Below are 26,468 nucleotides of genomic sequence, written 5' to 3' on the forward strand. Positions count from 1 at the left end.
GCCGATGCACGATAGTTAACCGTCCGTGTTCCCGAAAGAGTCGTATGCGCTGGCGACGCGCGGCCGGCGGCCTCGGTGTCGCGATAGCGCTCGTTGGGCTTCTCGTTTACGGCGTCGGCTGGGAGAACGTCCTCGAGAACGTTCAGCAAGCTCATCCGGCCACACTCATCGCGGCGCTCGCCGCCGGAATCGGAATGCTCGCGCTCCGTGGATTGGTCGTCAAACGACTGCTCGTCCCGATTGGAGACGGCGCTCGAGGCGTCTCGTTCGTCACCGCGTTTCTGTCGGGGTATTTCGCCCGGAGCGCGCTACCCTGGGGCCGTTCGACCGGGACGCCGATCACGGCCTATCTACTGGCGGCGAACTCCGACTCGAAGTTCGAGGATAACCTCGCGGTGGTGGCCACCGCCGAGGTGTTCAACTTCGTCGCCAGCCTCCTCGTCGTAGTTCTGGGCTTTGCGGTGTTCGCAACAACGGGCGGATCGACGGAAGAGGTGTTTACGAACGTCCTCATCCTCGGGAGCGGCGGTGCGATCGTTGCCGGTGCACTCATCGTCGCCGTCAACCGCGGCTGGGCGAAAACGCTGGTGTACGAAGGCGCTTCGCGGTGTGAAACCCTCATCAAAAAGCTCCCTCGAGTGCCGGCTGACCAGGGGATCCTCACCGATCGCGTCGAGGGATTTTTTACGGCACTCGAGCGGATTCAGGCCTCTCGCCGAACGCTCGTCGCCGCGTTTTCGATCGCGATTGTCGGCTGGATCGTCAACGCCTTACCGCTTTACTTCGCCTTGCTCGCCCTCGGCGTCGACGTCTCCCTGGCGCTGGTGTTCGTCTGTGCGCCGTTGGCCTCCTTCGGCGGAATTCTCCCCGTTCCCGGCGGAACGGGCGGCATCGAAGTCGTGCTCGCGAGTCTCCTCATTGCGACGGCGGGCGTTTCGGGAGATGTGGCGACCGCCGCGGCTATCCTCTACCGGCTGACGACCTACTGGACGCACCTCGTGGTCGGCGGGTTCGGGGCGGTATATCTCTCCGTTAGCGGTACGCACCGGGTTCGCGTTTAACTCCAGTATATCTCTAGCAGGACGCTGTTGACACTCCTTCTCGAAAAATGCAATTCGTGCGTTCTTCGTAGTCGCCAATCACTTCTCACATCCTTTACCCGCTCGAGCGGGCGAACAATCAGGAGATGACGCCGGTCTTTCTCGCAACCTCTCGAGCGGCCCGTTCGTTCATCCCGTCGCCCAGAATCGTGTACCGATCGCGGATCGCGTGACACGTCGTCAGCGATTCGATGACCGTCTCGTCGTCGATACCGAGTTCGTCGGCGGTCGTCGGCGCGTCGATGCTGTCGAGGGCGTTCCTAATGTCCTGCCAGATGCCGCGTTCGCCATCGTGGAGGTAGGCGGTCATGATCGAGCCGACGCCGACCTGATGGCCATGCAGCGCCGCCTCGGGCGCGAGCCGGTCGAGCTGGTGGGAAAAGAGGTGCTCGGCACCGCTGGCGGGCCTCGAGGAGCCCGCGATGGACATCGCGACGCCCGAGGAGACCAGCGCCTTGGTGACGATCCAGGACGACTCCTCGAGTCCGGGACGGACGTGATCGGCGTTGTCGACCAGAATTTCGGCGGTCATCTCCGCGAGTGCGGCGGCGAAGCCGGAGTATTCAACGTCCTTGAGCCGGTGGGCGAGTCGCCAGTCCATCACGGCGGTGTAGTTCGAGATAATGTCCGCGCAGCCGGCAGTCGTGAGTTCCCACGGCGCGTTCGCGAGTATTTCGGTGTCCGCGACGACCGCAAGCGGCGGCTCCGCGGCGACGCTGTGGCGCGTGTCGCCGTCCGGAACCGAGCCACGGTTGCTGACGATGCCATCGTGGCTCGCCGCCGTCGGAACCGAACAAAAGCCCATGTTCAGGTGGTGGCTGGCCATCTTCGCGATATCGATCGCTTTCCCGCCGCCGATGCCGACGAGGTAGGAGACGTCCTCGGTCTCGGCGGTCTCGATGACTTCCTCGACGGCTTCGAACGTCGCCCGCTCGATGGTTACGGTCGCCGGGTCGATTCCGGCCGCCTCGAAGTCGGCCGCGATCGGATCAGCCGCGACCTCTCGGGGCGTCGGACTCGTGACGAACAGCGGCCGTCCCTGGAGGTGAAGGTCCTCGACGACCTCGAGGAACTGCGAGCGAACGCCCTTGCCCACGACGACGTTTCGTGGCAAGCGGATCCACGTCGACTTATCGAACATATCTCTGTGGAGGGCGGCCGCGATATAAAGGCGTTCTCGTCGTGAGCCGTCTCCGGACTCTCGCGGTTGGGGGTAGCGTCGTCCTCACTCCCGCCGTTCCGATTGGGTCGCCTTGATGTGAATGTCGAGTCCTCGATCCTCGATCGTCTGGACCGAAAAGCCGAGGTCTCGAATCGACTCCAGAAACGCCGAAACCGACGATCCGTGGTCCTCGATCGACGGGCGGGTATCGGCCTCGGTGTCGCCGACGGCCGGTCGGTGTACTTCGCAGTAAACCGTTCGACAGCGCTCGTCGCGGAGCGTATCGGACATTCCGTCGACGACGCGCGGTTCGGCTCCCTCGACATCTATCTTTACGACGTTCGGCTGCGGGAACCCGTCATCGACGAGGCTATCGCCCCGATAGGCGGGAACCGTCACCGAGCCGTTCCCGCTGGTCGCGGCGCTTTCGTGGTCCAACGTGAGTTGTTCGTCGGCGTCCCACAGCGCGTACTCGTGGACGGTCGAGTCGACGCCGTTTCGCTCGAGGTGCGTTCGAGCCTGCCCCGCAGTGTCCGGCGTGGGTTCGAACGCCTCGACGCGGTCCGCGCGCTGTCCGGCGAGACTCGAGTGAAAGCCGATGTGCGCGCCGATATCCCAGAGGACGTCCTCTGACTCGACCTCCGAGAGCAGGTCTCGCACCATTTTACGTTCTCCGCTATCGAATATCTGGAGCGAGCGTGCGGCGCGGCCTCGAGTGTCGAACGTCGCCGCCGTATCGCCGAATTCGAACGTTCGCGATCCTCGAAGTCGCCAGTATGCAAGCGTCGCGCGTCTTCGTAGGCTCCGGACCGTTTTCGCCGAAAGCGTCGTTATGCCGTCGTCGCGATAAATATCAACGGCCCGGTGAATGGGAGTTGCCATGTAGAGGACACTTCGAAATGAGATAATAAGCTTTGTTGTATCTGCCAATTGAGAGTACCTATGTAACGGTGAAACTGCCGTTAATTGCCTCTGATGGCGATGAAGGTAGTTCTCTCTCGATTTTTAATTGTTTTCACACACTTTCTCGTTCCTGTGGGATGCGGCTGAAGTCTTTACTTAGAAGAATTATTACATAAACTTACTTAGCGCTATTACCAATGATTTGTCTGTGATTTCGAGCGTGTTCGCCCCGTTTGCGGTGCTGTCACGACGATCTGGGTCGGACTGTATGGCGCTTATGTATCTGTTAAAGCCACAAACCGGGCGTCTCGAGTCGTTCGTCTCTCCCTCGTTCGTCACATCGTCTCCAGGACGCCCAGCACTCGCTCCTCGGACGCTCGTCCCGGATCGTGCTCCGCGCCGTCCCGGTCGCTCTCGAGGTGGTCGGCGACCGACCGTTCGATCGCCTCCTCGAGCGGGGTCGACTCCCAGCCCAGTTCGGCGAGTTTCGCCGTCGAAAGGATGTGTGGGTACTCTCGATAGAAGAGGTACTCCTCGGGCTCGAGTTCGCCCGCCGCGAGTTCGCGCGGTCCCGCGGTGACGACCTCGACTGATGTCTCGAGTGCATCCGCAATCAGTTCGATCGATTCCTCGAGCGTGACGAGTCGTCGATCCCCGACGTTGTACGCTTCGCCCGGGTCGCCGCGTTCGGCGACGATTCGGAGCGCGCTGGCGACGTCTTCGACGTAGGCCCGGTGCCAGACGTTCGTTCCGTCACCGGGAACGAGGACTCGGTCGTGCTCGTTCACCCGGTCGATCCAGACGTCCAGTCGCTCGGTGTAATCGTGGGGGCCGTAGACGATGCTCGGTCGGACCGCCATCGCGTTGACGCCGCGGTCGGCCGCCGCAAACACTGCCCGGTCACCCTCCGCTTTTCGATTTCCGTAGCTCTCGCTCGAGTCGTCGGTCTCCTGTTCGGTCAGACAGGACTCGAGGGCCGTCACACCCTCTCGTTTCGGAATCTCTTCGCTTTCGTAGGCCGCCCCGCTCGAGACGTAGACGTAGGCCTCGACGTCGTCGAAGAGCCTCGTCGCCGCTCGGACGTCCTTCGGGTGGTAGGCGATGCAGTCGAAGACGGCGTCGGGATCAGCGTTCTCGGCGGCCACCTCGAGCGCCGAATCGTTCGTCCGATTGCCCTCGAGGTGGGACACCCGATCGTCCTCTGCGAACGGGTTCTCGTGGTTCCCACGGGTGAAAATCGTCACGTCGTACTCGTGTGCGAGCAGTTCCTCGACGAGGTGGCGGCCGATAAATCGGGTGCCGCCGATTACGAATGCGCGTTCCATACCGCCTCAAGGACGGTCATCGGGAAAACGGTAGTGAACCGACTTCGCAAACGGGGTGTGAGGATTCGAGTTAACGCCATTGATTTCCGCGACGGAGGTCAAGCTGCTCATCCATGTTCTTGCGATCGGACGTTCCGTCTGAACATGGCGGGACTATCTATGGATGCCAATACACAGACGATTTCGACCGAAACAATACTTCAATTAGTCGCCCACCCGCGGCGGCGAGCGATCCTTCATCAGCTCCGTGAAACTGGTGACATGGTCGTCCCAATCGACGAACTCACCGCCGCTGTCGCGATCCAACGGACCGGCCCGTCGCCGAAGTCCACAACGAACAGCTCGCTGTCACGGAACTCGGAAGATAACGCGAGCGATAAAGCCAAACTTCACCACAACCATCTCCCGAAGCTAGCTGACGCGGGGGTCATCGAATACGACCGATACGATGGGACCGTTCGATATCGGTCTCACGACCGCGTCGAGGATCTCCTTGAGTACATTTCGACACATTTAGAATAGTGATAGTTTCATTCCGGAGCCGACGGCTCACTCCTGATCGGCCCTCGGTGGCCGGATTTCGATGCTGCCGTCGCTACCGATCGTCACGTGAACGTCGTCGTACTGAAATGCGACGGTGATCGTGTCGGTCCTTCCGGTTGACTGGTTCGCAATGATTGCGTCCAGCGCCTCGAGATCGATAAAATCGTATATGGACGGCATCGCTACCGGTTCGGAGTCCGTTACCGCAGCGATCGCTTCGATCACCGCTGTACTGGGTCGGCCCGTCTCAGTCCACTCGTATCGGATCAAGTCGTCAGTTCCCGGTTCAGTGGGAGCGTCATCGGAGGTCATCGTTGAAATATACCGTGGCAGTACCGATGACGCTTCGATCGTGGGGTGGGTCACCGTCTAGAGAGATATGGTATGGATGCGGAAAGTAGTTTTGTGATTATGTGAGTGACAACGTGTGTCGGCGGTATCAGCTCCGGTTTCCGTCTAGTTGCCACGTAAACATCGCCTTGAGTACCATCACCAGGCTGTTCGTTTCTCCCGCCCCTCATATCGCCGTTTCGTCGCAAGGCTCCGGTCCATCTTCACCCTCATCGGCCACGAGGACACTCGCCAGCGTCTTCTCTTGATCGGCCATTAACAGGCATCCGGCGGGTACGTCCGCCCAGTCCCACAACGAATCGAACAGTTTGGCGTCGGGGACCCCCTGTCGAATCTTCTCCGTTGCGGCTGGTGACATTCCTGCGAGCCAAATCGTGACACCGCGCTCGGTAGCGGCTTGCAGGGCGTCGATAATTGCTTCGGTGAGGAGATTCGCGACGGTCATGTAGACGATTTCCTCTGTCGATCCCTCGATGAAGGTTACCACCCTATCGGTGATCGGTTCACGGTTCGTAACGGTCCAGACGCCGTGTTGTTCCGTCGACCGGGTTTTCGGTTCGAGGCTGTTGAGGGCGTCCGTCAACACGTTCACCCGGTGAGCGTAGTTCTGGTGCAATCACCGGCCGGTGGTTTCTGCAGAAATCGCGACGAAACGCTTGGGACTCGAGTGTTGCACATCGATGAGCCCACGATCGTGTAACTCGTCGGCCGCATCGTATACTCGCGTTCGAGGAACTTCGGAGGCGTCGCTTACGTTCTGGGCCGTTCCGCCGCCGAAACCGACGAGGGCGACGAACGTCCGGGCAGCGTAGGTACTCAGCCCGAACGCGTTGAGTTGCTTCGTAGCGAGAGTCCGTGGCTCGTCCGACGTGTCGTGGGACATGATCTGTAGGTGGGTATTCCGGTTCAGAAACCTCCCTAATGGGGAGTTCGGTACACAGCGACAGCATGGTTGGGACCCAGTCTGGGGCTGTGTACCGGTTACCCTTTCACAGTCATCCCGTATATTCTTGTTGTGATTATCTGAGTTAATACCTATCTCCTCCGTGAATCGTTCGAACGGGTGCTCCTCGAGCGAGTTCGCGAGAAACCAGTACCGAAAGCGGGAATTCCCTGTGAGGGGGTACCAAACGGAAGGTGTTTTCACGTGGAGGGTCAAGCGGTAGTCAGCTACTGGGCTACTGGTAGCAGGGTTGGGACCCATGGATAAGTTATCGAATCAGGAAGAGGCAGTCGAACTGCTTCAACAGCTCGGGCTTCAGGAGTACGAGGCGAAAGCGTTCGTCGCACTGACCCGTCTCCGACAGGGGACCGCAAAGGAAATCAGCGAGGTCTCGGACGTTCCTCGAACGCGCGTCTACGATGCGGTTCGAGTGCTGGAATCGGCCGGATTAGTCGAGATCCAACACTCGAACCCGCAACGATTTCGCGCCGTTTCAGTCGGCGAGGCGGCCGACACGCTCCAACAGAAATACGAGTCACGGACGGACTCGCTTCGGGACTCTCTGGAGGCGATCGACTCGGTGTCTCCCGACACGGAAGCGGACGTCACCCACGAGGTGTGGGCACTCTCGGGATCGACCGGGATCTCGAGCCGGACCCAACAGTTGATCGACGAGGCCGACGAAGAACTGATATTCGTCCTCGGCGACGAAGCCATTTTCACCGACCAGCTCGTTTCTCAGCTCCAGGCGGCACAACAACGCGGTGTGGCTGTCATTATCGGGACGACCGACGAGACGGTCCGCGAACGAGTACAGGACGACCTCCCCGAGTCCGAGGTCTTCGTCTCTGGTCTCGGGTGGCTCAGCGACTCTTATTGGGTCAGCGATGACACGGAAATCAGTCGGTTACTCCTGGTGGACCAGAGTTCGATTCTGGTGAGTACGTTCCACGGAACGTCCGAGAACGCTCGCGAACACGAGCAAGCCGTCTTCGGCCGCGGTTTCGATAACGGCCTCGTTGCGATCGCGCGACGCCTGATGGCGACCGGTCTTTCCCCGGTCGATGATCCCGGCACCGACGACCCGTAAGGTTGCGAGACTTCCCGTCCAGGCCCACTTTCTCGGCGCTCCACCGAACCGTACGGGGGTTCTTTTTCGCCGCTCGTAGAGCAGACTCCTATGCCATCCCATCCTCGACGCGAGCACGACGGTATCGGACGGCAGTGCGATCACTGCGGCTATCCGATTCCACAGGATCCACACCGGTCGGACGATGCAGCGGTGACGTTCTGTTCCTCGTCCTGTCTCGAGGCGAGCGAAGACGGCGGATCGATTCCCGACCCCGCCGGCTACAAACGAGTCGTCACCGGGGTCGAGCCACTCGACGCACTCCTTCTGGACGGACTGCCGACTGACGCGTTCGTCCTCCTTTCGGGCGACGAGGGCGCTCGTCGCGAAGAGCTCCTCACCGAACTCGTCTGGCGTGCACTCGAGCGAAACGAACCCGCCGTCGCGCTCACCTACGCCAACCCGCCGACGGCGATCCTCGAGCGGTTCTTCGAGAGCGGCTGGAACGTTATCCCTTCGCTCGAGAACGACCGGCTGCGGATTATCGACGCGTTCACACATCGGCTCGAGGATCGGGATTCGTTTCTCGACACGCGGACGGAGTGGACGGCGTTTCTCGGCGAGGTCGCGTCGGATGCGATCGTCGAAATTCGGGACCCGAGCGACGTCCGCGAAGTCGCGAACGGCCTGACTCGGACCCTCGGAGCGATGGAGATGTCCAAGACCGGTCTGGTCACGATCGATTCGATCGACGAGATCGAGACGCTGATCCAGGAGCAACTGATTCACAACTTCTTCAAAGATATTCGGGCGACTGTCTGCAAGGCTCGATACGTTCCGATCGTTGCGGGCGGAACGACTGCGAGAGATGAGGGTGTTGCCGTCGCCGACGAGTACCTGTTCGACGGCATCGTCGATCTTCGGGTGACCGACCACGCCGCGTCTGATACTCGCTTTACCCAGCTCGGCGTTCGAAAGCTCACGACGGCGCGAGTTCGCACGGAGTGGATCACGACCGGGTACGCCAAACACCGCGGCCTGTTCGCGGTTGATCCGCCGGCCGAGACGCATTCGCTCGCCGACCACAGAACCGGCGCACAGCGGATGGATTCGCCCGACTAATCGGCTGTTACCGTTCCGTGGTACGCGGGGGCGAAGCGGCGCTGTCTTCGATCGGAATGCGATTTTCCAGCTTACACGCGATTCCCCGACTGATCGTTCCGCGGAGAAATCTCGCGGTTCTCCGGAGAAACGTCGCATTCACTTGCGCGGCCTCGAGTGCACTCGTGGAAGCGCGAGCGGGTTTTATTCTCCAGACTGACCAACCCTGCCGGCGCGAGGAACATCGATATTCCAACGGCTGCGGCATTCGATTCGAACCGCGCTAACGGAGGCCTGACAGAGCTATGAACGACAGATACGATTCCCGACGGACGAGCGACGGGGACTCGAGCGACAACTAGCGGGTCGACGGGCGACCCGAGGAGAACTCTCCTCGACAGTCGGACGAGCGCTGGAGCGCTCGGGGACAGCGACGCAAAGCGGGTGATCGACAGGCCGGTGATCAACGGCGGGGACAGGAGCGAGGACGACGACAGGAACAAGGCCGGAACCGCGGTCAGGGGTAGGGCCGAGATGAAAACCGGGGCCGAGACCAGGATGGACGAGGCCCCACACGCGGCGGAAATCGCGAGCAGAGTCGACGAAAAGAAGGCGATCTACAGGGTCTCGCCGACGAGCGCGCGCATCTACGCGATGACGATACGGGCATCCGACGACACGTCGATTATCCGGACCGAGAACGGGGATACGAGGACCGACGCAACTGATTCCGAACAGAGATTCGATTCGGGAGCGACTGATCCCGACTCGGGGAGACCTGGAAGGCGGAAGCACCGTCCGGTTCGGCTTCGAGAACAGCGAAACCGACGCCATTTTTCTCGCGGCGATCCCAGACCGGGTAGTGAGCATGACCGGAACATACGTCCTCGTAATCGACCTCGAGCGAGCGACGACGCTCGAGGTCGGCGCGCTGGGATCGATCGAGTTCGAAGCCGGTGTGTACGCCTATGTCGGCACGGCGTTTGGACCCGGCGGGTTCGCTCGCGTCGACCGTCACGCCGAACTCGCTCGAGGGGACCGCGAAACTCGCCACTGGCATATCGATTACTTGCTCGGCTGTTCCGAAGCGAGCCTCGAGCGGGCCGTTTTCTTTCCCGGCGAAGACAGCGAATGTGCACTCGCCCGAACTCTTCCCGGCGAGCGAGTTCCGGGATTCGGCGCGTCGGATTGTGACTGTCTCGGTCACCTGCTCGAGTCCCCATCGGTGGAGGTCCTTCTCGAGGCCGCTCAGGACGCCGGCGGGTCTCTCGATCCGGACGAACCGACGAGTGACGTCACTGGGCCTGAGCGATAGAACAGCGAATACGCTTTGGGACGCTACGAAACCGATGGCGGAAGCTGTACCTCGTCGAACCAGAAGGATTCGATCGTTTCGACCATCTCTACGAATTCGTCGGGGCTCTCCGGTTTGGTGAGGTAAGCGTTTGCAGAGAGTTCGTAGCTCTTGAGGATGTCCTCCTCGGCTTTGGAGCTCGTGAGCACGAGGACTGGAAAATTCGGGTGTTCGCCGTTATCTCTGAGTTCTTTGAGGACGTCGAAACCATCGGTTCTCGGGAGGTTCAAGTCGAGTAACAACAGCTGTGGGTACGGTTGCGAATCGCCGCAGTCAGTCAGATACGCCAGTGTTTCGTCTCCGTCCGCAACGCTGTCTATCACGGCATCGAACGCCGAACTTTTGAACGCCTCCCGTGTCAGTCGAACGTCTCCCGGGTTGTCCTCGACGAGCAAGACCGTGGGTGACTGAGACGGGTTCAAATTCTTCACACCTTATTGTTCGCGTGTCGGGAACCTAAGACTGACCACTACATGATTTGGAACCGCTCGAGATTCGGGTGATCGAGTCCCCGATTGTACGCCGCTTGGAGTCCCCCTCCGAACGGTTTCGCGTTGTTGGATTCGAACGGATTTGGATGCGACTCGAGGTTGATACTGTCGGCTGTAACTGTGTGAATTCTCGCCCCCGAGGCGACGGGGATCTTGAACGATTTACAGCCGACAGTATGACTATTCTCTCCGTGGGCTATGGGTGTGCTATCGGGGCCATCGCCGAACTCGAGGCTGTGGCTTCCGATTCGTGCGGATCGTCTGACTCTTCGATCACGTATCGTTGTCCCATCATCGGATCGAGGAGCCTGTCGACGGGCGCGTAGTCGTCCTCTAACAACGGCGCGCCGTCGGTATCGGGCTCGTCCATGTAGTTATCCAGTGCCCCCTCGAGGTCCACGGCCAGATCGCGTTGGTCGTTTCGCTGCTCGAGTTCGACCTGGCTGAAGTCGGTCTCCTCCTTGGTCGCGACGACCTGGACGTTCTGGACGGAGTTCCGATCGGACGTTCGGAAACTGTAGACGTCCGGGAAGACCTGGTCGATCGTCTTGTACTGGGCGTGGTAGAACTCGGCCGCCGAGCCGGTCGGCGAGGAAACGACGTTCGCGGTGAGGATGCCGTCCTCGGCGAGTCGATCCGAGATGAGTTCCATGAACTCGACCGTCGTAAGCTGGAACGGGACCTGATCTTTCTTGTAGGCGTCGAGGACGATCAGATCGTAGCCGTCGTGCGAGTCGTCCATTTCGGCGAGGTATTGTCGACCGTCGTCCTCGTAGGTGGTCAGGTTCTCGCCGTGCTCGAGGCCGAAGTACTCCTCGGCGGCGTCGGTCACGTCCCCGTCGAGTTCGACCACGTCGACGTTGACGTCGTACTCCGCCTCGAACTCCTGTGGGCCGGTGTACCCGCCGCCGCCGATAAACAGGACGTCGTCCATCTCCTCGGGCCCGTCGTTCATCAACAGCGGAAGGTTGAAGTAGGTCGTGTACTCGAAGACGTGTCGATCCGGGTTCTCCATGTCCATCGCGCTGTGTCTGGCCCCGTCGAGGTACATGGTTCGCGTGTCGCCGTCGTCGATCACCTCGAGTTCCTGTTCGCCGGTGTGAGTCTGGTAGATCACGTCGCCTCTCGGATCGAAGGCGCTCGCGCTTCCGACCGCGGCGCCGACGAGCAACAGCGAGACGACGACTGCCGCGCCGGCGGAGTTTCGAGAGAAGTCGGGGAGCGTAAGCGCCAGGGCGGTCGCGACCAGCAGGAAGCCAAACAGCAGACCGATCCGTTCGACGCTCAGTTCGGGGATCAGGACGAACGTCGTGAGGGCACTGCCGAGAATACTCCCGATGGTGCCGACGGCGTAGACGTGCCCGGACGCCTCGCCGACCCCTTCCTTGTTACAGAGTTCTGCCCCATAGGGACTGATGAATCCCAGCAGGTACGTCGGCGGTCCGAACAGGGCGATGACGGCCGGAATCGACGCGTACCGCGCGCCGAGAGGCATCGTCGACGTGTAGAGCAAGAGCAGATCGCTCGCGTAGATCACGATGGCGATGTAGATGGCCGTTCCGAGGAGAATCCAGGACATCTCGCGGTTGGTCGCGGTTTTTGCGCGCTTGCCGCCCTGCCAGTATCCCAGGCTCAACGCCGCCAGGCAGATGGTGATGATGCTTCCCCAGGTGTAGATGCTACTGCCGAACTGGGGTGCGATGACTCGTCCCGCCAAAATTTCGAGACCCATGCTCGCGATACCTGCCACGAACACCGCGAGTTCGGGCTTGTTTAACCGGTACGACGCGAGCGTCCGAACGTCCATTGTCGAAGCTCAGTCGGTCCGCCGTTGTGTACTTGTTGGATGGGGAATCTTCGAACCGGCCGATCGTCGACTGACGGCCCGCCGAGCCCATACGGGTCGATTCACCGCCCCCTCGAGTCAGGCGAGCGCGGCGACATCCGATTTCGATAACTCTCGATACTCGATATCCTGCTCCTCGAGCACCGCATTTAACTCCTCGAGTCCGCGGTCGATATCGATCCCGACTCGGTCCACGTGGGCGTCCGGCGTCTCGCTCGGGTCGGTTTCGAAGTGTGCGGTCAGTTCGAGACCCTCGGGATGGTGGTAGCCCCGAACGTGTACCTGCCACCACTCGTAACCGGTCGGGTGATCGATGACGTACTCCACTCGACGCAGGTTAAGCACCTCGCCGAAGTACGAAAAGGACATGTCCCAGTTCGGCGCGAAGTGGCGTTCGCCGAGGAGTCGTTCGGCTTCCGACCGGCTGAGCGGAACGAGCACGGACGGTTCGAGCGGTTTCGGTCGCGAGAAGAACCGGCCGCGGACCGAGAGGACGATGCGTCGAAGTTCCCGCAGGACGGCGTCGAGGATGTTCGCTCGAGAGACTCGGCGAGTCATGGGGACAGTACGTCGGCCGCGATAATGAACCAACAGGGCAGTCCGTTCTGAACGCGTGTTCGATGGCTTCCGATATCGTCCGTTCAATCCAACTGGCAGTCTCTAGCCCACTGGATTTTGCATATCGCCGTGGACGGATGCATATGGTTCGGGTGCATATGCTCGAGGGGGAGACGACCGATCGAATGGAGGCGCTGAGCGACGGCGTGTTCGCGATCGTTCTCACGCTGTTGGTCCTCCAGTTCGAGGTACCGGACGTCCCGGCGGATCGAGCCGCGGCCGACCTTCCCGGCGCGCTGGCCGACCAGCAGGCGTTGTTGCTCAGTTACTTGCTTTCGTTTTTCGTCGTCGGCATCTACTGGATCGTCCATCATAACCTGTTTCAACAGATCGTCCGCCACGACAGGCTGTTGCTCTACCTGAACCTCGCTTTCTTGCTCGTCGTCTCCTTTCTTCCGTTCCCGACAGAGCTGCTCGGCGTCTACGGCACCCACCTCACCTGGACGCTGTACGCGATCAACATCGCCCTCGTCGGTATCATCCTGACGATCCTGTGGTGGTACGCGGATCGGCGCGCGTTTACCAGCGACGCCATCGACGACCGAACGGGGTTCCTGATCACGCTTCGGGGTCTCATCGCACCGGCGGTCTTTCTCCTCTCGATCGGCGTGGCCGCGGTGAACCTCTCCGCGGCGTTTTTCGTCCCGCTGTTGATATTCCCGCTGCAGGTGCTCTGGACCAAGCGATATCAGGATCCCGAACTAACCTCCGAGACGGGGTAACGCGGAGTCCCCTCGAGTCATAGGGTCGGTTGCCCCTGTGTACCGGTTTGTCGCCAGAATGGGGTGGTGACTGGCCGAAAATGACTGACAACCGGCCCTATCAGTCTTCGACAGACTCGTTTCCGTCGTCGCTTTCGGACACCGACTTCCACGTCGCCGTGGCGAGAACGCGGTGCAGATTGGTGTTCACCGCGACCGACCGCTCCGTCGCGCTCGAGGCGAGGCGTCCTCTGAGCGTCGCTTCGAAGCTGTCGTCGATGGTATCGTACTCGTAGTAGGCGGCAAAGGTGGCGTTCGTGGTCGCCGACTCCTCGAAGGTGATCGAACTCACAGCCCCGTTGACGAGTCCGAACTGGGAGAAGGGGTTCGCGACCGAATTCGTGTTCCCCCAGCGATCGTATTGTTCTATCGGTGTTCCGACCACGATGCTCGTCGGCTCGCCGTAGCCCCCGAAGACGATGTGGCCCTTCCCGGCGTGTTCGAGCAACCAGTCGAACTCCTCGATCGAATCGTTCGCTCGCTCGCTCTCGCCGGCCGCGGTTTCGATGACCGCAGTAATCGGTTCGATACCGTCCTCGCCCCGGGAAGCGACGATCGCGTCGTCGCTGACCGCAAGCGTCGGGTCGCCGATCGAGAACTCGCCGTCCGCCGGCGCGTAGATATCGTAGTCTCCCAGCGTGTCGGTCCGCTCGTACTCGCGACGAAGCGTATTCTCCTCGGGCGTTTCCCTCAGTACGCCCGCTATCTCCTCGACGTCGATCGATCCCGACAGGACGAGTGCATCGTTGACCGTCAGGACGTCTTCGACCGTCGAATCGTACTCGTTGACGGGATCGGCTTCGTCACGCTCGATGTCGAACTCCCCCAGCGACGGATACGGCCGGAGCAGGCCCTCAAGTCCCGGCCCGGCGAGTTCGACTGTCAGTCGTTCGGAGAGCATCGTGATCCCCTCGAGCGGATACCCGTGCATCACTTCGCCGGGATCCAGCTGCGTCTCGTACTCCTCGACCACATCGGCGTCGAGCGTAGCCGCCGTCAGTTCGTCCCAGTTGACGTAGCCGAAATCGACCCAGCCGTCGTCGTCGGTGCCGAGTCGGTCGATGTACGCCGGGGGTTGCTCTTCGTCGACGGACGCGAGAACCTCCAGACAGCCCGCGAGCCCAGCCGTCGCCGCCGTCGCCAGGGCCCCGGTCTGTTTTAGCAACGTCCGACGATCATACATGAGTTAGTTGAACTCGTCGTTCCAATAGCAAATTACTTCCTTTTCGTGGCACGGTCGCTCTCGCGTGCCGTCGGTACCCGACCGGCCTCGATCTCGAGCGGACGGGATACCGTTCGACCGCGTTTCCGTGCCCACGGCGCGTCGATCGACCGGCGGCTTCGAAGTATGGAGGGCGGATCGACTGCGGCTCTCAATCATTGCCAGGCGGGTAATCCGAGACTCCCGTTCTCGAGTCGGTCCCAGACGACGATCACCGAGGGGAGCACGAGTATCGACGTAAAGCAGGCGTAGAACACTCCCAGCGCAAGGAGCAAGCCAAACTCCATGATGAGCGGGATCAACGCGACGTACAACACGCCGAGTCCGCAGACGGTCGTGAGCATACTACCGGTCAGCGCACCGCCCGTTCCGCGGACGGTCACCATCAGCGCCTCGTGGACGTCGTTGCCGTCCTCGAACTCGTCGACGAATCGGTGCATGAAATGGACCGTGTAGTCGACCCCCAGCCCGATCGAGACCGAGAGGATCGGCGCGTTGATCGGACTCAACGGGATGTCGAAGTACCGCATCGATCCCGCCAAGAGGGCGACGGTCAACAACACCGGAATCAGGTTGATCACGCCGTAGACCGCCCGGCCCTCGAGCCACCAGTAGGCCAAGACGAGGAAGACGGCCGTCAGCAAGAACGCGATGAACAAGCTATTGATCGACGCGTCCGTCGTCTCGTCGATTACGGACTCGAAAATGACGAGTTGGCCGGTCGCCGTCGCGTCCATGGGTATCTCCTCGGCGGTCTCCTGAGCGGCGACGACGGCTTCGTCTTGCTCTGCGTCGACATCGATCATGATGTCGATCTGGGCGGCACCGCGGTCGGTCGTCAGTCGCTGACTCGCCTCGCCGCTTGCCTCGGAGTCGAACAGTTCGTCGTAGACGACGTCGACGTCCCGGTCAGGGATCCCATCACCCGTCGAGTCGTGCCGGGCGACGACCGCGTCGAACTCTGGATCTTGCTCGGCGTGAGACTCGATGACCGAGAGGATGCTTTGTGCATCGGCCTCCCGGCTGTTGCTCCTGAACTCGTCCGGCGGGTTCTCGAGCGCCCTGTTGATGTCTCTCAGGGCGGTATCTGATCGTAAGTCCCCGTCATCGATATAGATCGTGACCGACCCCTGCATTCCCTGCTCGAAGTCCTCTTCCATGTAATCGAGGACGGTCATGAAGGTGTACTCGCCGGGCGAGAGCGGGCCGGGTAAGTGCTGGTACTGATCGACGCGATCTTGCTCGGGGAAAAACGCCTCTTCGTCGAACTCGGTGTCGACGCCGGTTCCGTAGGCCGCGGCGCTGCCGCCGATGACGAGAATCGCGACGAGGAAGAGGACCGGTGCTACTTTCGAGATGTGGACGCCGACGGGCAGGACCTTCCCCATGTAGGAGTCTTCGCGGCCCAGCGGGGTGGTTCCGAACTCGGGGAAGCGCGTTCCGTCCCGAAGCCGGTCGAAGCCGACCTTCCCAGCGGGGAGGAAGACGCCGAAGATGAGGAACGTGAAGATCATCCCGAAGGCGGCCACGATCCCGAAGTCTTGCATGCCGTCCATCGAACTGACGAGGTTCGCCGCGAAGCTGAAGACGGTCGTGATCGTCACGATGAGGAACGCGGTCGTCAGCTGGGCCGACGTGACGGTCATCGACTCGCCGATCGAGACACCCTTGGCCCGTTCCTCGCGATAGCGATTGATTATGTGTATCCCGAAGTCGATCCCGACCGCCAGCAGTAAGGGGAAAACGACGATTAGCGAGTCCGAGAAGGGAATGTTCGCGAATCCCATGAAGCCGAACGTCCAGATCATCGTCATCACGAGCGCCGCCAGACCCAGACCGAGGTCGATCGGATCCCGGTAGGCTACCAGCAGGAAGAACATGATGAGGACGATCGCGGCCGGGAAGACGACGATCGCGGTATCGCCCAGCAGTTGAAGCGTTTCCTCCTCGATGATCGCGTCGCCGAAGATGACGATGTTCTCGCCGCTCTCGAAGCCGTCGATATCGTTGGCGATATCCTCGGTCTCGTACTGCAGATCCGCGTAATTGTCCGTGTCGGCCATCGGCGCGGTATCGTAGGTGATCGCCACCTGCGCGACGTTCGCCTGTGCCGATTCCCGCGTGAAGTCGGTGCTTACGGGCAGGCCGGCCACTTCGTCGGCTTCGGCGATCGCCTCGTCAATCTGGCGCTGTGAGGCGCTGTTGACCGCACGATACTGTTCTTCCGACGTTTCCGCCTCGGGATCGAGCTGTTGTGCGATCAGGGACGCCGGGCTCGTCGACGACTCGACGCGGAGGCCGTCGCGGGTCTCGATCTCGTCCTGGAACTCGAGCATCCGCAAGAGGTTCGGCTCGGAGAGGACGTTGCGATCGTCTTCGATGAACAACTGGGCGGTTGTGCCCCCCTCCTCGTGACCCGTCTCGCCGAAGTCGTCCTGGATGTCCTCGTAGGCCTGGGCCTCCTCGGTGTCGTCGGCGAACTGATCGGCACCGGCTTCCTGGCCGCCGTCACCCATACCGGCCCCGGCCATGAACACGCCCGTCAGCAGGAGAAAGACGATGACGATCGTCCACGGTCGCTTCGAGATCAGCGGGTTGACTCGCCGAGTGAACGGGTCGCTCCCGCGACCGTCGTCCGGACTTCCGCTTGAGCCACCCAGAGAGCCGACGTGACTCGAGAGCGAGCCGAACAGGCCGCCTCGGGTATCGCTTTCCGAACCCCCTCGAGCGCTCCCGCCGTCGCTTTCGAGACTGCCGTCGCCGGAGCTGGTGGCGAGACTGTCGTCGCTGACGCGGTCGGGGCGATCGGAGTCGGTCATGCAGTTATCCTCGTCGCCACCAGAGGGTGATTCCGACGCCGGCGACGGTGAGCGCGCCCAGGATGCCGACGAGCGTGCCCGTGATGCCGCCGCCGTCGTCTTCGGCGTTCTCGACCTCGATCGGGTGCTGGTAGGTGTCCGAGATCGTCGTATCGCCACGCTCGGTGTCGTACTGGAAGTCCAGCTCGACCGGATGCGTTTCCGGGGTCGCCATGTCGCTGGCCGAGACGTCGAAGGTGATCTCCGCGGATTCGCCGGGGGCGAGTTCGGGGACGAACGCCTCGTCGTTGTCCGTGTCGAGCTCGCCGCTCGTGTACAACATCGCGTCGATGTTCGAGAGCGTTCCCGAGCGCTCGTTGGTAATCTCGAGGGCGAACTCCGTAGTCTCGCCCTGTCGGACCGTGATGTTCTCTCCCTCGAGGGAGAACTCGTCCTGGTAGTCCTCGACGACGACGCGTTCGGAGTGTGGCCCGTCCTCGAGCGGCGAGTTGTCGCCGCCGGTGTACTCGACGGTGAACCGGAGCTGGCGGTCGCCGCCGTCGGCCTGGCCGCTGACGTCGGTCGGGAAGCGGAAGTCGGCGGTTTCGCCGGGTTCGATTTCGGGGAGGGCATAGCGGGTGTCCTCGATGAACAGCGTTTCGCTCATCGGCTCGACGACCAAGACGGCGTCGTCGACGGATCGAGGCCCGTCGTTGTGGACCTGTCCGGTCACATCGCCGTCATAGCCGACCGCGAGGTCGTCCTCGAGGTTCTGGATGGAGAACTGCTGTTCGCCGGCGGGCGCGAGACTTGCGGTCTCTGGCTCTGCTTCCTGCTGGACCCCGTTCGAATCGCGGTAGGTAAACTCGAGATCGAGCGGTTTCTCGCCGCCGCTTGCGGCCTCGTCGATCCGGACGTTGACGATCGCCGTCGCCGATTCGCCGGGTTCGATGTCGCCAAGGACCTCTTCGGCCGCTTCGCCGTCGATAACGACCCCGCCACCGCCGGCAATGGTCGCTCGAGTCTCGTTCGCGGCTTCGGTGCCGGTGTTCTCGACTTCGATCACCGCGTTTCCGCTGGCACCGGGCTCGACGTTGGTGCTGACGTCCGCGACGCTAAAGCGCGGTTCGTCGGGGACTTCGACGGTGATATCGACCGTTTCGCTGTCGCTCGTACGATCGACGCTTCCGTCCGTGCCGATCGTTTCTGCGTACGTGTACTCGATCTCGAGTGTGATGTCGTACTCGCCGGCGTCGATGTTCTGGGGAACTGCCACGGGGAACACCGCCTCGGAGACGCCGCCGTCTTGTACAGGTCCGATGGAGATCTCGTCTAGCTGTGAATCGAACGGGCCGTCGTCGTCCATCTCGACGGTGACGCTCTGGGCGTCGGTCACGCCCTCACCCGAACCAGTCGTGATGTCGCCGTCGTTCGTAATTTCGAACTCGAGTTCCTCCACCGTTCCCGGTGCGACCTCGTTACTCGGGAGGTTTGCGGAGATGTCCGGCTCGCCTCTGTCGGGCGGGACGTAGCCGCCGCCACCCGTGCCCGTATCTGGAAGTCCGCTTTCCATCTCTTCATCTGCGAGGATAAAATCTACAAATCCATCAGCCAGTGCCTCATCCAGTTCCTCAGTAGTATCTATCTCTAGGCTATCGATAAGTGTGCGAAGATCTGATGTACTCACGTCATCTTCATCGATATCATGTTCTTCATCGAGATGATCTAATGCGTCCTCTAAATCGAGGTCACCGCCTCCATTCTCATCTGCAACCGTTCCGATGGGCGCAACTCCCATACTAATCGTCACAAGGAGTGCGAAGAGGCCTGCAATCAGTGTTTGACGTTGTGCGTTCATCCTCTCACACCCTGTTCCCCTCGAGATCGTCATTCGGTGAAACGTTCACCGTTTCACGAGCGTGCAAATTGAAATTATTAGCTCGTTGAATGTCTGTCATTGTTTCAGGTCGGCAGAGGACACCCATAGGCTTTGTGATTGAACGTTCAATCAACTCCTTTTTTGGTCCCCCATCTCGTCCACGATGTTATGCATCACAGGGAACCACCGGCGACTGTCAGTTTTCGAGACAGCCACGGCTGGCAGGGGCGAACAATTGCTCGAGTTCCGACGCCGAACTCGCCGCGAGTCACCGAGTGTTTCAGACTCGAGCATCGAGGGGTGAGTATCTATGTCTCGTGATTTTCTGGAAGATCCCTCGGGAACTCGCGAAGAGATCCTCGCCGCGACGTTCGATACGCTGATGGAACACGGCTACGCGGATCTGACGATCGACAAGATCGGCGACGAGTTCGACAAGAGTCAGTCGCTGATCTACCACCACTACGACGGCAAGGACGACGTCGTTCTCGAGACCTTAGAGCGACTGCTCGAGGAGCACCGAACCGAAACCTTCGACGGGGATATCGAGGAGCCACGCGAGTGGCTCGAGGAGGTGGTCGCGAGGCCGCTCGATGAGACTATCGACGAACAAAAGCGCAAATCGCTGGCGACACTGTTCGAGCTCCGGGCTCGAGCCATCCACGACGACGACTACCGAGAGCATTTCACCCGGAGCGACGAGGTCTTCGAGGAGTTTCTGGCTGACGTCATCGAAGAGGGCAAAGAACAGGGCGTCTTTCGCGCGTGCAATCCTGTCGGCGTCGCGGGGATGGTCATCACCGTGATCAACGGCGCGCTCGTGCGACGATCGACGAGCGAGAGCGACGACTGGATCGGCGACGTTCGAGACGAAGTGCAGTCGTACCTCGAGAAGTGCGTCTACGCGAACGATTCGTAACTGCGTCAAAAGGAACGAAGCGATTTTGTTCTCGTTTACTCGAGCAGATCCTCTCGAACCCCACACCCGCAGGGATACGCGTTGTGATGGGTCGGGACGATCTGGACGACTGCGGTAACTGGAACCCCGCAGTGGGGACACGGACGCGGTTCCGGAGCGTCGTCGTCGGTCATCCCTCGAGCACCCGAATCTCCTCGCTTGTGACGACCAGTGGGATTCCCTGGACCTCGAGTCGGACTTCGATCGATTGGTCTGTTGAGTCGAGCAGCCGCTCGAGGGCTTCGGGATCGAACTCGCTCGCGAGCTGGTAGGCGTCTCTCGGGAGGCCGTGGTCCTCGAGCGTGTGAACCATCTCGACGGCGAGACTCGGCTGGAGTTCGGTCATCCGTCGATCACACTCCCTCGAGGATTGGTCCCCGCTCGAGAATCAGCCGTCTTCGCTCGTGAGTCGAGTTCTGTAGCTCGAGGGGCGAGTTCTTTCGGTTGGGGTTCGAGCACCGTTGCTCGAGGGGCGGGTTCTGTAGCTCGAGGGGTTGGGTGTGTTGACTCGAGGACCGCCTGTGGTCGACTTCGATTCGTCTGTCGGACGGGATGTTTAAGCCCGCGGAGAAGCAATCGTATCATGGCAACCGATCCATACGTGATTGGAAGCCACGTCTCGGGTGGCTCTAGCACCCGGGGCATTTCAAATACGAACGCCCCCATGCGCGGAGTGTGTGGCTTCCATTTGGTGTTACGCCCCGTAGTGTCATATAACTACTGTTTCCGGTCGGGAATAATGTGTGCAGTCTGATTCTGGGTGTTTATGGCTGGGGAGGGAATGTGGTCTCGAGAGATTTGTGTTCTCGAGGAGCTATTGTTTCGCGTGCGTGTACTATTTCGGCGAGTAATATACTCATAAAAGGGTATTACTCGAGTTCTAACGATTTGAGCAGTGTCCATTGGAAACCGCCTCTAACTGCATATATTGGCCGTAGCGATCGTTCCAAATGCGGGAAATTCCAGAAAGCTTATTACTGAAAGCCTACTCCTCTCATCTACCCCTACCCGGTGCAAGCAGATTCGACGGGGAGTAATCCTCTGTTGCTAGCTGATTGCACTCCAGTTGCATCGCTCGCAAACTACACGAAACCGAAACTACCAATCATAACATGACAAACGACGCAACCTACCGCGAGAAGGGACGTGCACTGTTCCTTGCCGCGATGATGGTCCTGTCCGTTGTTGCTATGTCCGCAGCGTTTGCGGGCGCGGCAGCGGCACACAATCATAATTACGACGACGCAGGTCCAACATACGACGCGACTGCTGGTGACAGTATTGATGAGATCTGGATCGGCCAGGAAGTTACACTAATTGATGATACCGATGCTGATGGTATTGAAGTCTACGAAGGGCTCAACCCTGACACGAGTGATGACTCTCCTGTCTCAACCTTACAGGTTGATAGCGATGGAGAAGCAACACTAGATTCAGCGCAACTTGAAGAAGGGCAACCATACACTATCGACAGTGTCGGTGGGGATTGGGACGAAGAAACCTTCTGGGTTATTTCAGAGGACCTTGATGTCGACTTCGACAGTAGCACTGTCTCTGAAGACGGTGATGTAACGGTCGAATTTGAGTCGGACCGTGAGCATCAGTGGGTGAACGTATCCGCCAGTGATCTCGATGGTGAGGAGGTCGCTGACCTCTTCGATGTTGGCGAGGATCACATCGAGTCCATCGAAACTGATGAGGACCGAGATGTCGTCTCACTCGAGATTATCAATGTTGATGACGATGTCGAGTTCGAAGCCAATTTCGCAAACACTGACATCGAAATCGGTGAATACGAATTTGCTTTCAATGTCACCGATTCCTTTGCGGAGGATACAGCTACGATCGAAGTGACTGATGATGCTGAAGATCGAGAATTCATCAACGTAGACAGCGTCGAAGAAGGTGAAATTGGTAACATCACCATTGACGTTGGAAACTCTGATAGCGCAGCCTTCTCATTTGGTGACGGTGACGAAGGCCACGTTGCGAACCTGACCCTCGAGAACTTCGATACCGACAACAATGAAGTTGTTCTCGAGTACAACACCTATCTTGCTGGAAATTACGATGATAGCTGGACTGACGCAGAAGACGCAGCCGAGGAAGCAGGATGGACTGCACACAATGCCACTATCACTGATATCCACGTAGATACGGGTCTCAGCGAAGATGAACTTCTCCCTTCGGAAACTTGGGACTTGGAAATTGGATCTGTCGGCGATGATGCTGACAGTACAGACTTCATTGAAGACAGTGACGACCGTGATCTCTTCACGATCAGTGACCGTTCCGCACCTGGCGATGCAGTGACCCAAACTGCACCACACGCAGATGGTGTTGACGACCTCGATGAATACGAGGATAGCACCATCACGGAAACTGGTACGATCGCTGTTGAGGATGGTGGAGATGGTGACTCACTGTTCCTGACCATTGATGAGTTCGGCGCAAACGGATCGATTGCCGCGCTCGCCGATGCACTTGATGAAGACCCCGACTTCGATCCGATCGATGGCGTCGACTTCGGTGAACAACTCTATGAAGAGACCGGAATCGCGATTAACATCAGTGAACAAGACGCCGGTGCAGTCGGGAGCGTCGATTACTGGAACTCCAGTTACGCCGACACTGATGGAAACGGAGAACCCCTTCCAATCAGCGCGTACACGTTGGATCTCGATGACTACGACAACCACGATGACTACGCTGGTTCACTGATCTTCGAAATCGACTACCAGAACGCTGATGGCTTCGATGTCGACGACGAAACGTACAACATCGAATTCACCATCGACGAAACCTACAGTAATCTGATTGACGAAGATTACACCGATGCTGGCGAGATTAGCTTCGAAGAACCCGAAATCGAATGGAAAGAGATAGACGAACTTGAGGCAAGTTCCGAAGCCAACGTCTCCGGAACGACAAACGTTGCACCAGGCTCGGAAATCCGCGCGGTTGCTGACTCACCAAGCGACGAAGGCGCGTTCGTCGAAACCGACGACGCGGTAGTTGTTGCTGGTGACGGTATCAACACGTTCACCGCGACTTTCGATCTAAGTGACGAGCAAGTTGGTGTCCTCTTCGAAATCACCGGTGAAGAGCCACTCGCTGATGAGGACGACACTCTCGAGGATGTCCGACTCGTTGAGGCAGAAGACGATGACGACGATGATGAGGACGAACCCGAAGAAGGACTCGGCCTCAGCGTTGACTACGACGACATCGAAGAAGGCGACACCGCCGAGATTGATACGACCGTCGACAACCACGGCGAGAACGAGACGACCGTCGACGTGGTCCTCGAGATTGATGGCGAGACTCACGAAGAGTCCCTCGAGATCGACGGCGGCGACTCCGCGTCCCACACCTTCGCAGTCGAGAACCTCAGCGTCGGCGACTACGACTTCACCGTCACTGTCGAAGACGACGAGTTCGACGAAGAGTACGACGGAACGATCTCCGTCAGTGAAGAAGGCGCGCCTGACGATGACGATGATGACGATGACACTGACGCAGACGATGACGACGATGATGATGACGACGATGACGGAACGCCCGGCTTCGGCGTCGCTGTTGCTCTCGTTGCCCTGCTCGCAGCCGCAATGCTCGCACTGCGTCGTCAGGACTAACTCGAGCAGCTAACCACCGGATTCGATCCGGCTTTCGCGACACAAACCCCATTTTTGACAGCCGAAACAGTACTCCCTCGAGCGATTGCGATCAAGTAAACAATTCTAAACAGGCGATAGCTGAGACAATCACCGAGATACGAACGTTCAATATCTCGTCATTGCAACCCCCAAATAGTGACTCGAGCATACGAACAACTCTCTGAGGGCCCCCAAACTGGTCTCAACATTAACGATCTCTCGTACGCGGAGCGGGGACTAGTTCGAAAGATCAAGGTCCAACAGTCTTCTACCGTGACGAACGATCATAGCGAGGGAAGATTTGCGACGGTTTTCTACCTTGAGGGAGACGAACGCGAAGCTGCCGAAACATTTGTGGCTGAGCATAGTGACCGACTCGAGGAAATCAATTTCTCGAAGCGAAACGTGATCCAGACGAGCGTTTCTCAACATATCTACGACTGGATTCTGCACGCGACGGGCGAACGCGAACTCACGAAACACGAAACCGTTGTACTCGAGAAACGGTCCGATGGAACGCGGTGGATTATCGACCGCGAACAGTACGAAACGAGTCCGAACCGTCGGTATTCGATATCGGAACAGTACGCTGTTCGGATGGATGGACTTTCGGTGAGCACAGTTTTTCACGCGCACGAAGATGCCATAGCTGAGTCGGATCTCGAGAATTGTGACGCGATAGCCGGTGAGATACGGTACTTGCTCGAGTATTTTCGAGTAGAAGAGTCACTTGAGTGTCGACCGGTGAGTCTCGAGGGTGAAATGGCAGTGCAAAAGCCCGAATGAGGTGTGTTGTACTGGGACACTGTGTGCTTCTGGCTGATTTACTCTGTTCCTTGGCCAGTTTCGAGTTTCTCATTGGTTAGCTATTATGGTGTTCTCGACAGGTAGAACGTCTCTATTCTCGAGGTTATATTTTCGGTACCGATCTAAATAGCTCGCAACTCCACACGAAGAACGGTTTAATCGACTCTTACAACTTTCCCAAATATGGACCTATCGTACAAGAAGACTTATTACAAACCATCGAAACCACCCAAACACCCCTATCCGGTAGGCTGAGTAGTTCGACGACGGCTCCGTTGGTAGGAAGCCGGTAACGGTCGCCTAACCGCGAATCGAATGCGAAACAATGCAGTACGAAACAATAACACAACATAAATGACAAACGAAAATTCATATCGCGAAAAGGGACGCGCACTGTTCCTTGCCGTGATGATGGTCCTGTCTGTCGTTGCGATGTCCGCAGCGTTTGCGGGTGCAGCGGCAGCACACAACCATAGCTACGACGACGACGGACCAACTTACGAAACCGGAGACACTATCGATGAGGTTTGGATTGGTCAAGAGGTAACGATTGAAGAGGATGATGACTCTGGTATTGAGGTCTACGAAGGCCTGAACCCATCAACTGGCGACGATTCACCAATTACCACGTTGCGAGTTGACAGCGATAATGAGGCAACTCTCGATACTGAGAACCTCGAAGCCGGAGAACCATACACCCTCGAGAGCTCATCTTGGAGTGATGAAAGCTTCTGGGCACTTGAAGAAGAGCTAGACATCGACTTCGATAGTAGCAGTGTCTACGAAGAAGATGATGATGTCACAATCGACTTCGAGTCCGAAAGAAATGACTTCATGGTCAATGTGACCGAAGACAGTCTCGACGAAGATGAACTCGGCAATCTCTTCGTCGAAACCGGTGCTGTTGATGAGATCAACACTGAGTACGACGATGTTGCGATCCTCACAATAGAGGACATCGAAGGCAACAACGAGGAAATCTCAGCCGACTTCTCCGACTCAGGAATTGAAGCAGGAGACTACGACTTCAACTTCAACGTTACTGATTCGCTCGCTGAGGAAAACGCATCAATTGAGGTAACTGAAGACGACGAAGACATTGAATTCGTTGACATTGATAGTGTCGAAGAAGGTGAAATCGGTAACATCACCATCGATGCAGGAAATGCCGGCGAAGCCGCGTTCTCCTTTGGAGATCGTGACGAGAATCACGTGGTCAACATGAGCCTCGACATCGACGAGGACGAAGTTGTCCTTGAGCACAACACTCACCTCGCAGGCGTAGAGGAGGGTTCGGATGCTGAAGAGGAAGCAGGTAACGCAGGATGGACGGCTCATAACGCATCCATCACCGACTTCGATATGTACACCGAACTCGGTGACGATGAGATCCTCCCCGCAGAGACTTGGGACCTCGAGATCGGTGAAGATGCAGATGAGACTGGAGTTGAAAGCTCAACCTTCATTGATGAAAGCCACGACCGTGACCTGTTCACGATCGGTGACCGTTCAGCACCATCTGACGCAGTAACGCAGACTGCGCCACACGACGACGATGTTGAAGACCTTGACGACTACGAC

At 59.1% G+C, this 26,468-nt stretch carries 24 protein-coding genes; 10 read left to right on the forward strand and 14 right to left on the reverse strand.

The annotated features are described in order from the left end of the window. Positions 1-44: 44 nt before the first annotated feature. Positions 45-1,061: a lysylphosphatidylglycerol synthase transmembrane domain-containing protein gene (locus tag QNM96_RS10965; protein WP_283836322.1), complete on the forward strand. Its 1,017-nt coding sequence runs from the start codon at positions 45-47 to the stop codon at positions 1,059-1,061. A gap of 118 nt (positions 1,062-1,179) precedes the next feature. Here the strand turns inward: QNM96_RS10965 and QNM96_RS10970 are convergent, their stop codons facing one another. The 3 genes from QNM96_RS10970 to QNM96_RS10980 all read right to left on the reverse strand — a co-directional run bounded on the left by QNM96_RS10970 (position 1,180) and on the right by QNM96_RS10980 (position 4,490). After that, the gene (locus QNM96_RS10970) at positions 1,180-2,241 is read right to left on the reverse strand and encodes an NAD(P)-dependent glycerol-1-phosphate dehydrogenase (protein ID WP_283836323.1); all 1,062 of its coding nucleotides are present in this window, start codon (positions 2,239-2,241) and stop codon (positions 1,180-1,182) included. 84 nt (positions 2,242-2,325) lie between these two features. Continuing rightward, a complete protein-coding gene (locus tag QNM96_RS10975) occupies positions 2,326-3,144 on the reverse strand; it encodes an FkbM family methyltransferase (protein ID WP_283836325.1) in 819 nt (272 codons plus the stop codon). A gap of 356 nt (positions 3,145-3,500) precedes the next feature. Beyond that, on the reverse strand, positions 3,501-4,490 hold the full coding sequence (locus QNM96_RS10980) for an NAD-dependent epimerase/dehydratase family protein (RefSeq protein WP_283836326.1): 990 nt from the start codon (positions 4,488-4,490) through the stop codon (positions 3,501-3,503). Between the two features lie 144 nt (positions 4,491-4,634). Between QNM96_RS10980 and QNM96_RS10985 the strand changes: the two genes are divergently transcribed. Next, entirely contained in the window at positions 4,635-5,012 is a 378-nt protein-coding gene (locus QNM96_RS10985) for a hypothetical protein (protein ID WP_283836327.1), read from the forward strand. Between the two features lie 27 nt (positions 5,013-5,039). Here QNM96_RS10985 and QNM96_RS10990 read toward each other — a convergent pair whose 3' ends face one another. From QNM96_RS10990 to QNM96_RS11000, 3 genes are all read right to left on the reverse strand, one after another. Further along, positions 5,040-5,345 carry a HalOD1 output domain-containing protein gene (locus QNM96_RS10990; RefSeq protein WP_283836329.1) on the reverse strand — a complete coding sequence of 102 codons (306 nt, stop codon included), beginning with the start codon at positions 5,343-5,345 and terminating at the stop codon, positions 5,040-5,042. 205 nt (positions 5,346-5,550) lie between these two features. Continuing rightward, entirely contained in the window at positions 5,551-5,967 is a 417-nt protein-coding gene (locus tag QNM96_RS10995; protein WP_283836331.1) for a hypothetical protein, read from the reverse strand. A 33-nt stretch (positions 5,968-6,000) separates the two neighbouring features. Next, complete coding sequence (locus QNM96_RS11000; protein WP_283836333.1) at positions 6,001-6,267, reverse strand: helix-turn-helix domain-containing protein; 267 nt, start codon at positions 6,265-6,267, stop codon at positions 6,001-6,003. 319 nt (positions 6,268-6,586) lie between these two features. Between QNM96_RS11000 and QNM96_RS11005 the strand changes: the two genes are divergently transcribed. From QNM96_RS11005 to QNM96_RS11015, 3 genes are all read left to right on the forward strand, one after another. Further along, positions 6,587-7,417, forward strand: a complete 831-nt coding sequence (locus QNM96_RS11005; RefSeq protein ID WP_283836336.1) for a helix-turn-helix domain-containing protein — start codon at positions 6,587-6,589, stop codon at positions 7,415-7,417. A gap of 90 nt (positions 7,418-7,507) precedes the next feature. Next, complete coding sequence (locus QNM96_RS11010) at positions 7,508-8,518, forward strand: ATPase domain-containing protein (protein ID WP_283836337.1); 1,011 nt, start codon at positions 7,508-7,510, stop codon at positions 8,516-8,518. 847 nt (positions 8,519-9,365) lie between these two features. Continuing rightward, entirely contained in the window at positions 9,366-9,812 is a 447-nt protein-coding gene (locus QNM96_RS11015) for a GIY-YIG nuclease family protein (protein WP_283836338.1), read from the forward strand. A gap of 23 nt (positions 9,813-9,835) precedes the next feature. On the opposite strand, the gene QNM96_RS11020 is transcribed toward QNM96_RS11015, so the two are convergent. From QNM96_RS11020 to QNM96_RS11030, 3 genes are all read right to left on the reverse strand, one after another. Further along, positions 9,836-10,273: a response regulator gene (locus tag QNM96_RS11020; RefSeq protein ID WP_283836340.1), complete on the reverse strand. Its 438-nt coding sequence runs from the start codon at positions 10,271-10,273 to the stop codon at positions 9,836-9,838. 265 nt (positions 10,274-10,538) lie between these two features. Continuing rightward, complete coding sequence (locus QNM96_RS11025) at positions 10,539-12,149, reverse strand: fused MFS/spermidine synthase (RefSeq protein WP_283836341.1); 1,611 nt, start codon at positions 12,147-12,149, stop codon at positions 10,539-10,541. 117 nt (positions 12,150-12,266) lie between these two features. Beyond that, entirely contained in the window at positions 12,267-12,746 is a 480-nt protein-coding gene (locus QNM96_RS11030; RefSeq protein WP_283836342.1) for a hypothetical protein, read from the reverse strand. A gap of 143 nt (positions 12,747-12,889) precedes the next feature. On the opposite strand from QNM96_RS11030, the gene QNM96_RS11035 reads away from it, so the two are divergent. Continuing rightward, a complete protein-coding gene (locus QNM96_RS11035; RefSeq protein ID WP_283836343.1) occupies positions 12,890-13,528 on the forward strand; it encodes a TMEM175 family protein in 639 nt (212 codons plus the stop codon). 100 nt (positions 13,529-13,628) lie between these two features. On the opposite strand, the gene QNM96_RS11040 is transcribed toward QNM96_RS11035, so the two are convergent. The 3 genes from QNM96_RS11040 to QNM96_RS11050 form a co-directional block, all read right to left on the reverse strand. Next, entirely contained in the window at positions 13,629-14,750 is a 1,122-nt protein-coding gene (locus tag QNM96_RS11040) for a hypothetical protein (protein WP_283836344.1), read from the reverse strand. Positions 14,751-14,944: 194 nt separating this feature from the next. Further along, on the reverse strand, positions 14,945-17,608 hold the full coding sequence (locus QNM96_RS11045) for an MMPL family transporter (RefSeq protein ID WP_283836345.1): 2,664 nt from the start codon (positions 17,606-17,608) through the stop codon (positions 14,945-14,947). A 4-nt stretch (positions 17,609-17,612) separates the two neighbouring features. After that, entirely contained in the window at positions 17,613-19,445 is a 1,833-nt protein-coding gene (locus QNM96_RS11050; protein ID WP_283836346.1) for a hypothetical protein, read from the reverse strand. 331 nt (positions 19,446-19,776) lie between these two features. On the opposite strand from QNM96_RS11050, the gene QNM96_RS11055 reads away from it, so the two are divergent. After that, complete coding sequence (locus tag QNM96_RS11055) at positions 19,777-20,385, forward strand: TetR/AcrR family transcriptional regulator (protein WP_283836347.1); 609 nt, start codon at positions 19,777-19,779, stop codon at positions 20,383-20,385. 35 nt (positions 20,386-20,420) lie between these two features. On the opposite strand, the gene QNM96_RS11060 is transcribed toward QNM96_RS11055, so the two are convergent. Further along, positions 20,421-20,558, reverse strand: a complete 138-nt coding sequence (locus tag QNM96_RS11060; protein ID WP_283836348.1) for a hypothetical protein — start codon at positions 20,556-20,558, stop codon at positions 20,421-20,423. Beyond that, the gene (locus QNM96_RS11065) at positions 20,555-20,770 is read right to left on the reverse strand and encodes a hypothetical protein (protein WP_283836349.1); all 216 of its coding nucleotides are present in this window, start codon (positions 20,768-20,770) and stop codon (positions 20,555-20,557) included. Before QNM96_RS11065 ends, QNM96_RS11060 begins: the two co-directional genes overlap by 4 nt. A 766-nt stretch (positions 20,771-21,536) precedes the next feature. On the opposite strand from QNM96_RS11065, the gene QNM96_RS11070 reads away from it, so the two are divergent. The 3 genes from QNM96_RS11070 to QNM96_RS11080 form a co-directional block, all read left to right on the forward strand. Further along, on the forward strand, positions 21,537-24,059 hold the full coding sequence (locus QNM96_RS11070; RefSeq protein ID WP_283836350.1) for a BGTF surface domain-containing protein: 2,523 nt from the start codon (positions 21,537-21,539) through the stop codon (positions 24,057-24,059). A gap of 177 nt (positions 24,060-24,236) precedes the next feature. After that, a complete protein-coding gene (locus tag QNM96_RS11075; RefSeq protein WP_283836352.1) occupies positions 24,237-24,866 on the forward strand; it encodes a hypothetical protein in 630 nt (209 codons plus the stop codon). A gap of 375 nt (positions 24,867-25,241) precedes the next feature. Further along, a partial coding sequence (locus QNM96_RS11080; RefSeq protein WP_283836353.1) for a surface glycoprotein occupies positions 25,242-26,468 on the forward strand: 1,227 nt, incomplete at its 3' end.

This window comes from Halostagnicola sp. A-GB9-2 (assembly GCF_030068615.1).
In the GTDB taxonomy this organism is placed as follows: domain Archaea; phylum Halobacteriota; class Halobacteria; order Halobacteriales; family Natrialbaceae; genus Halostagnicola.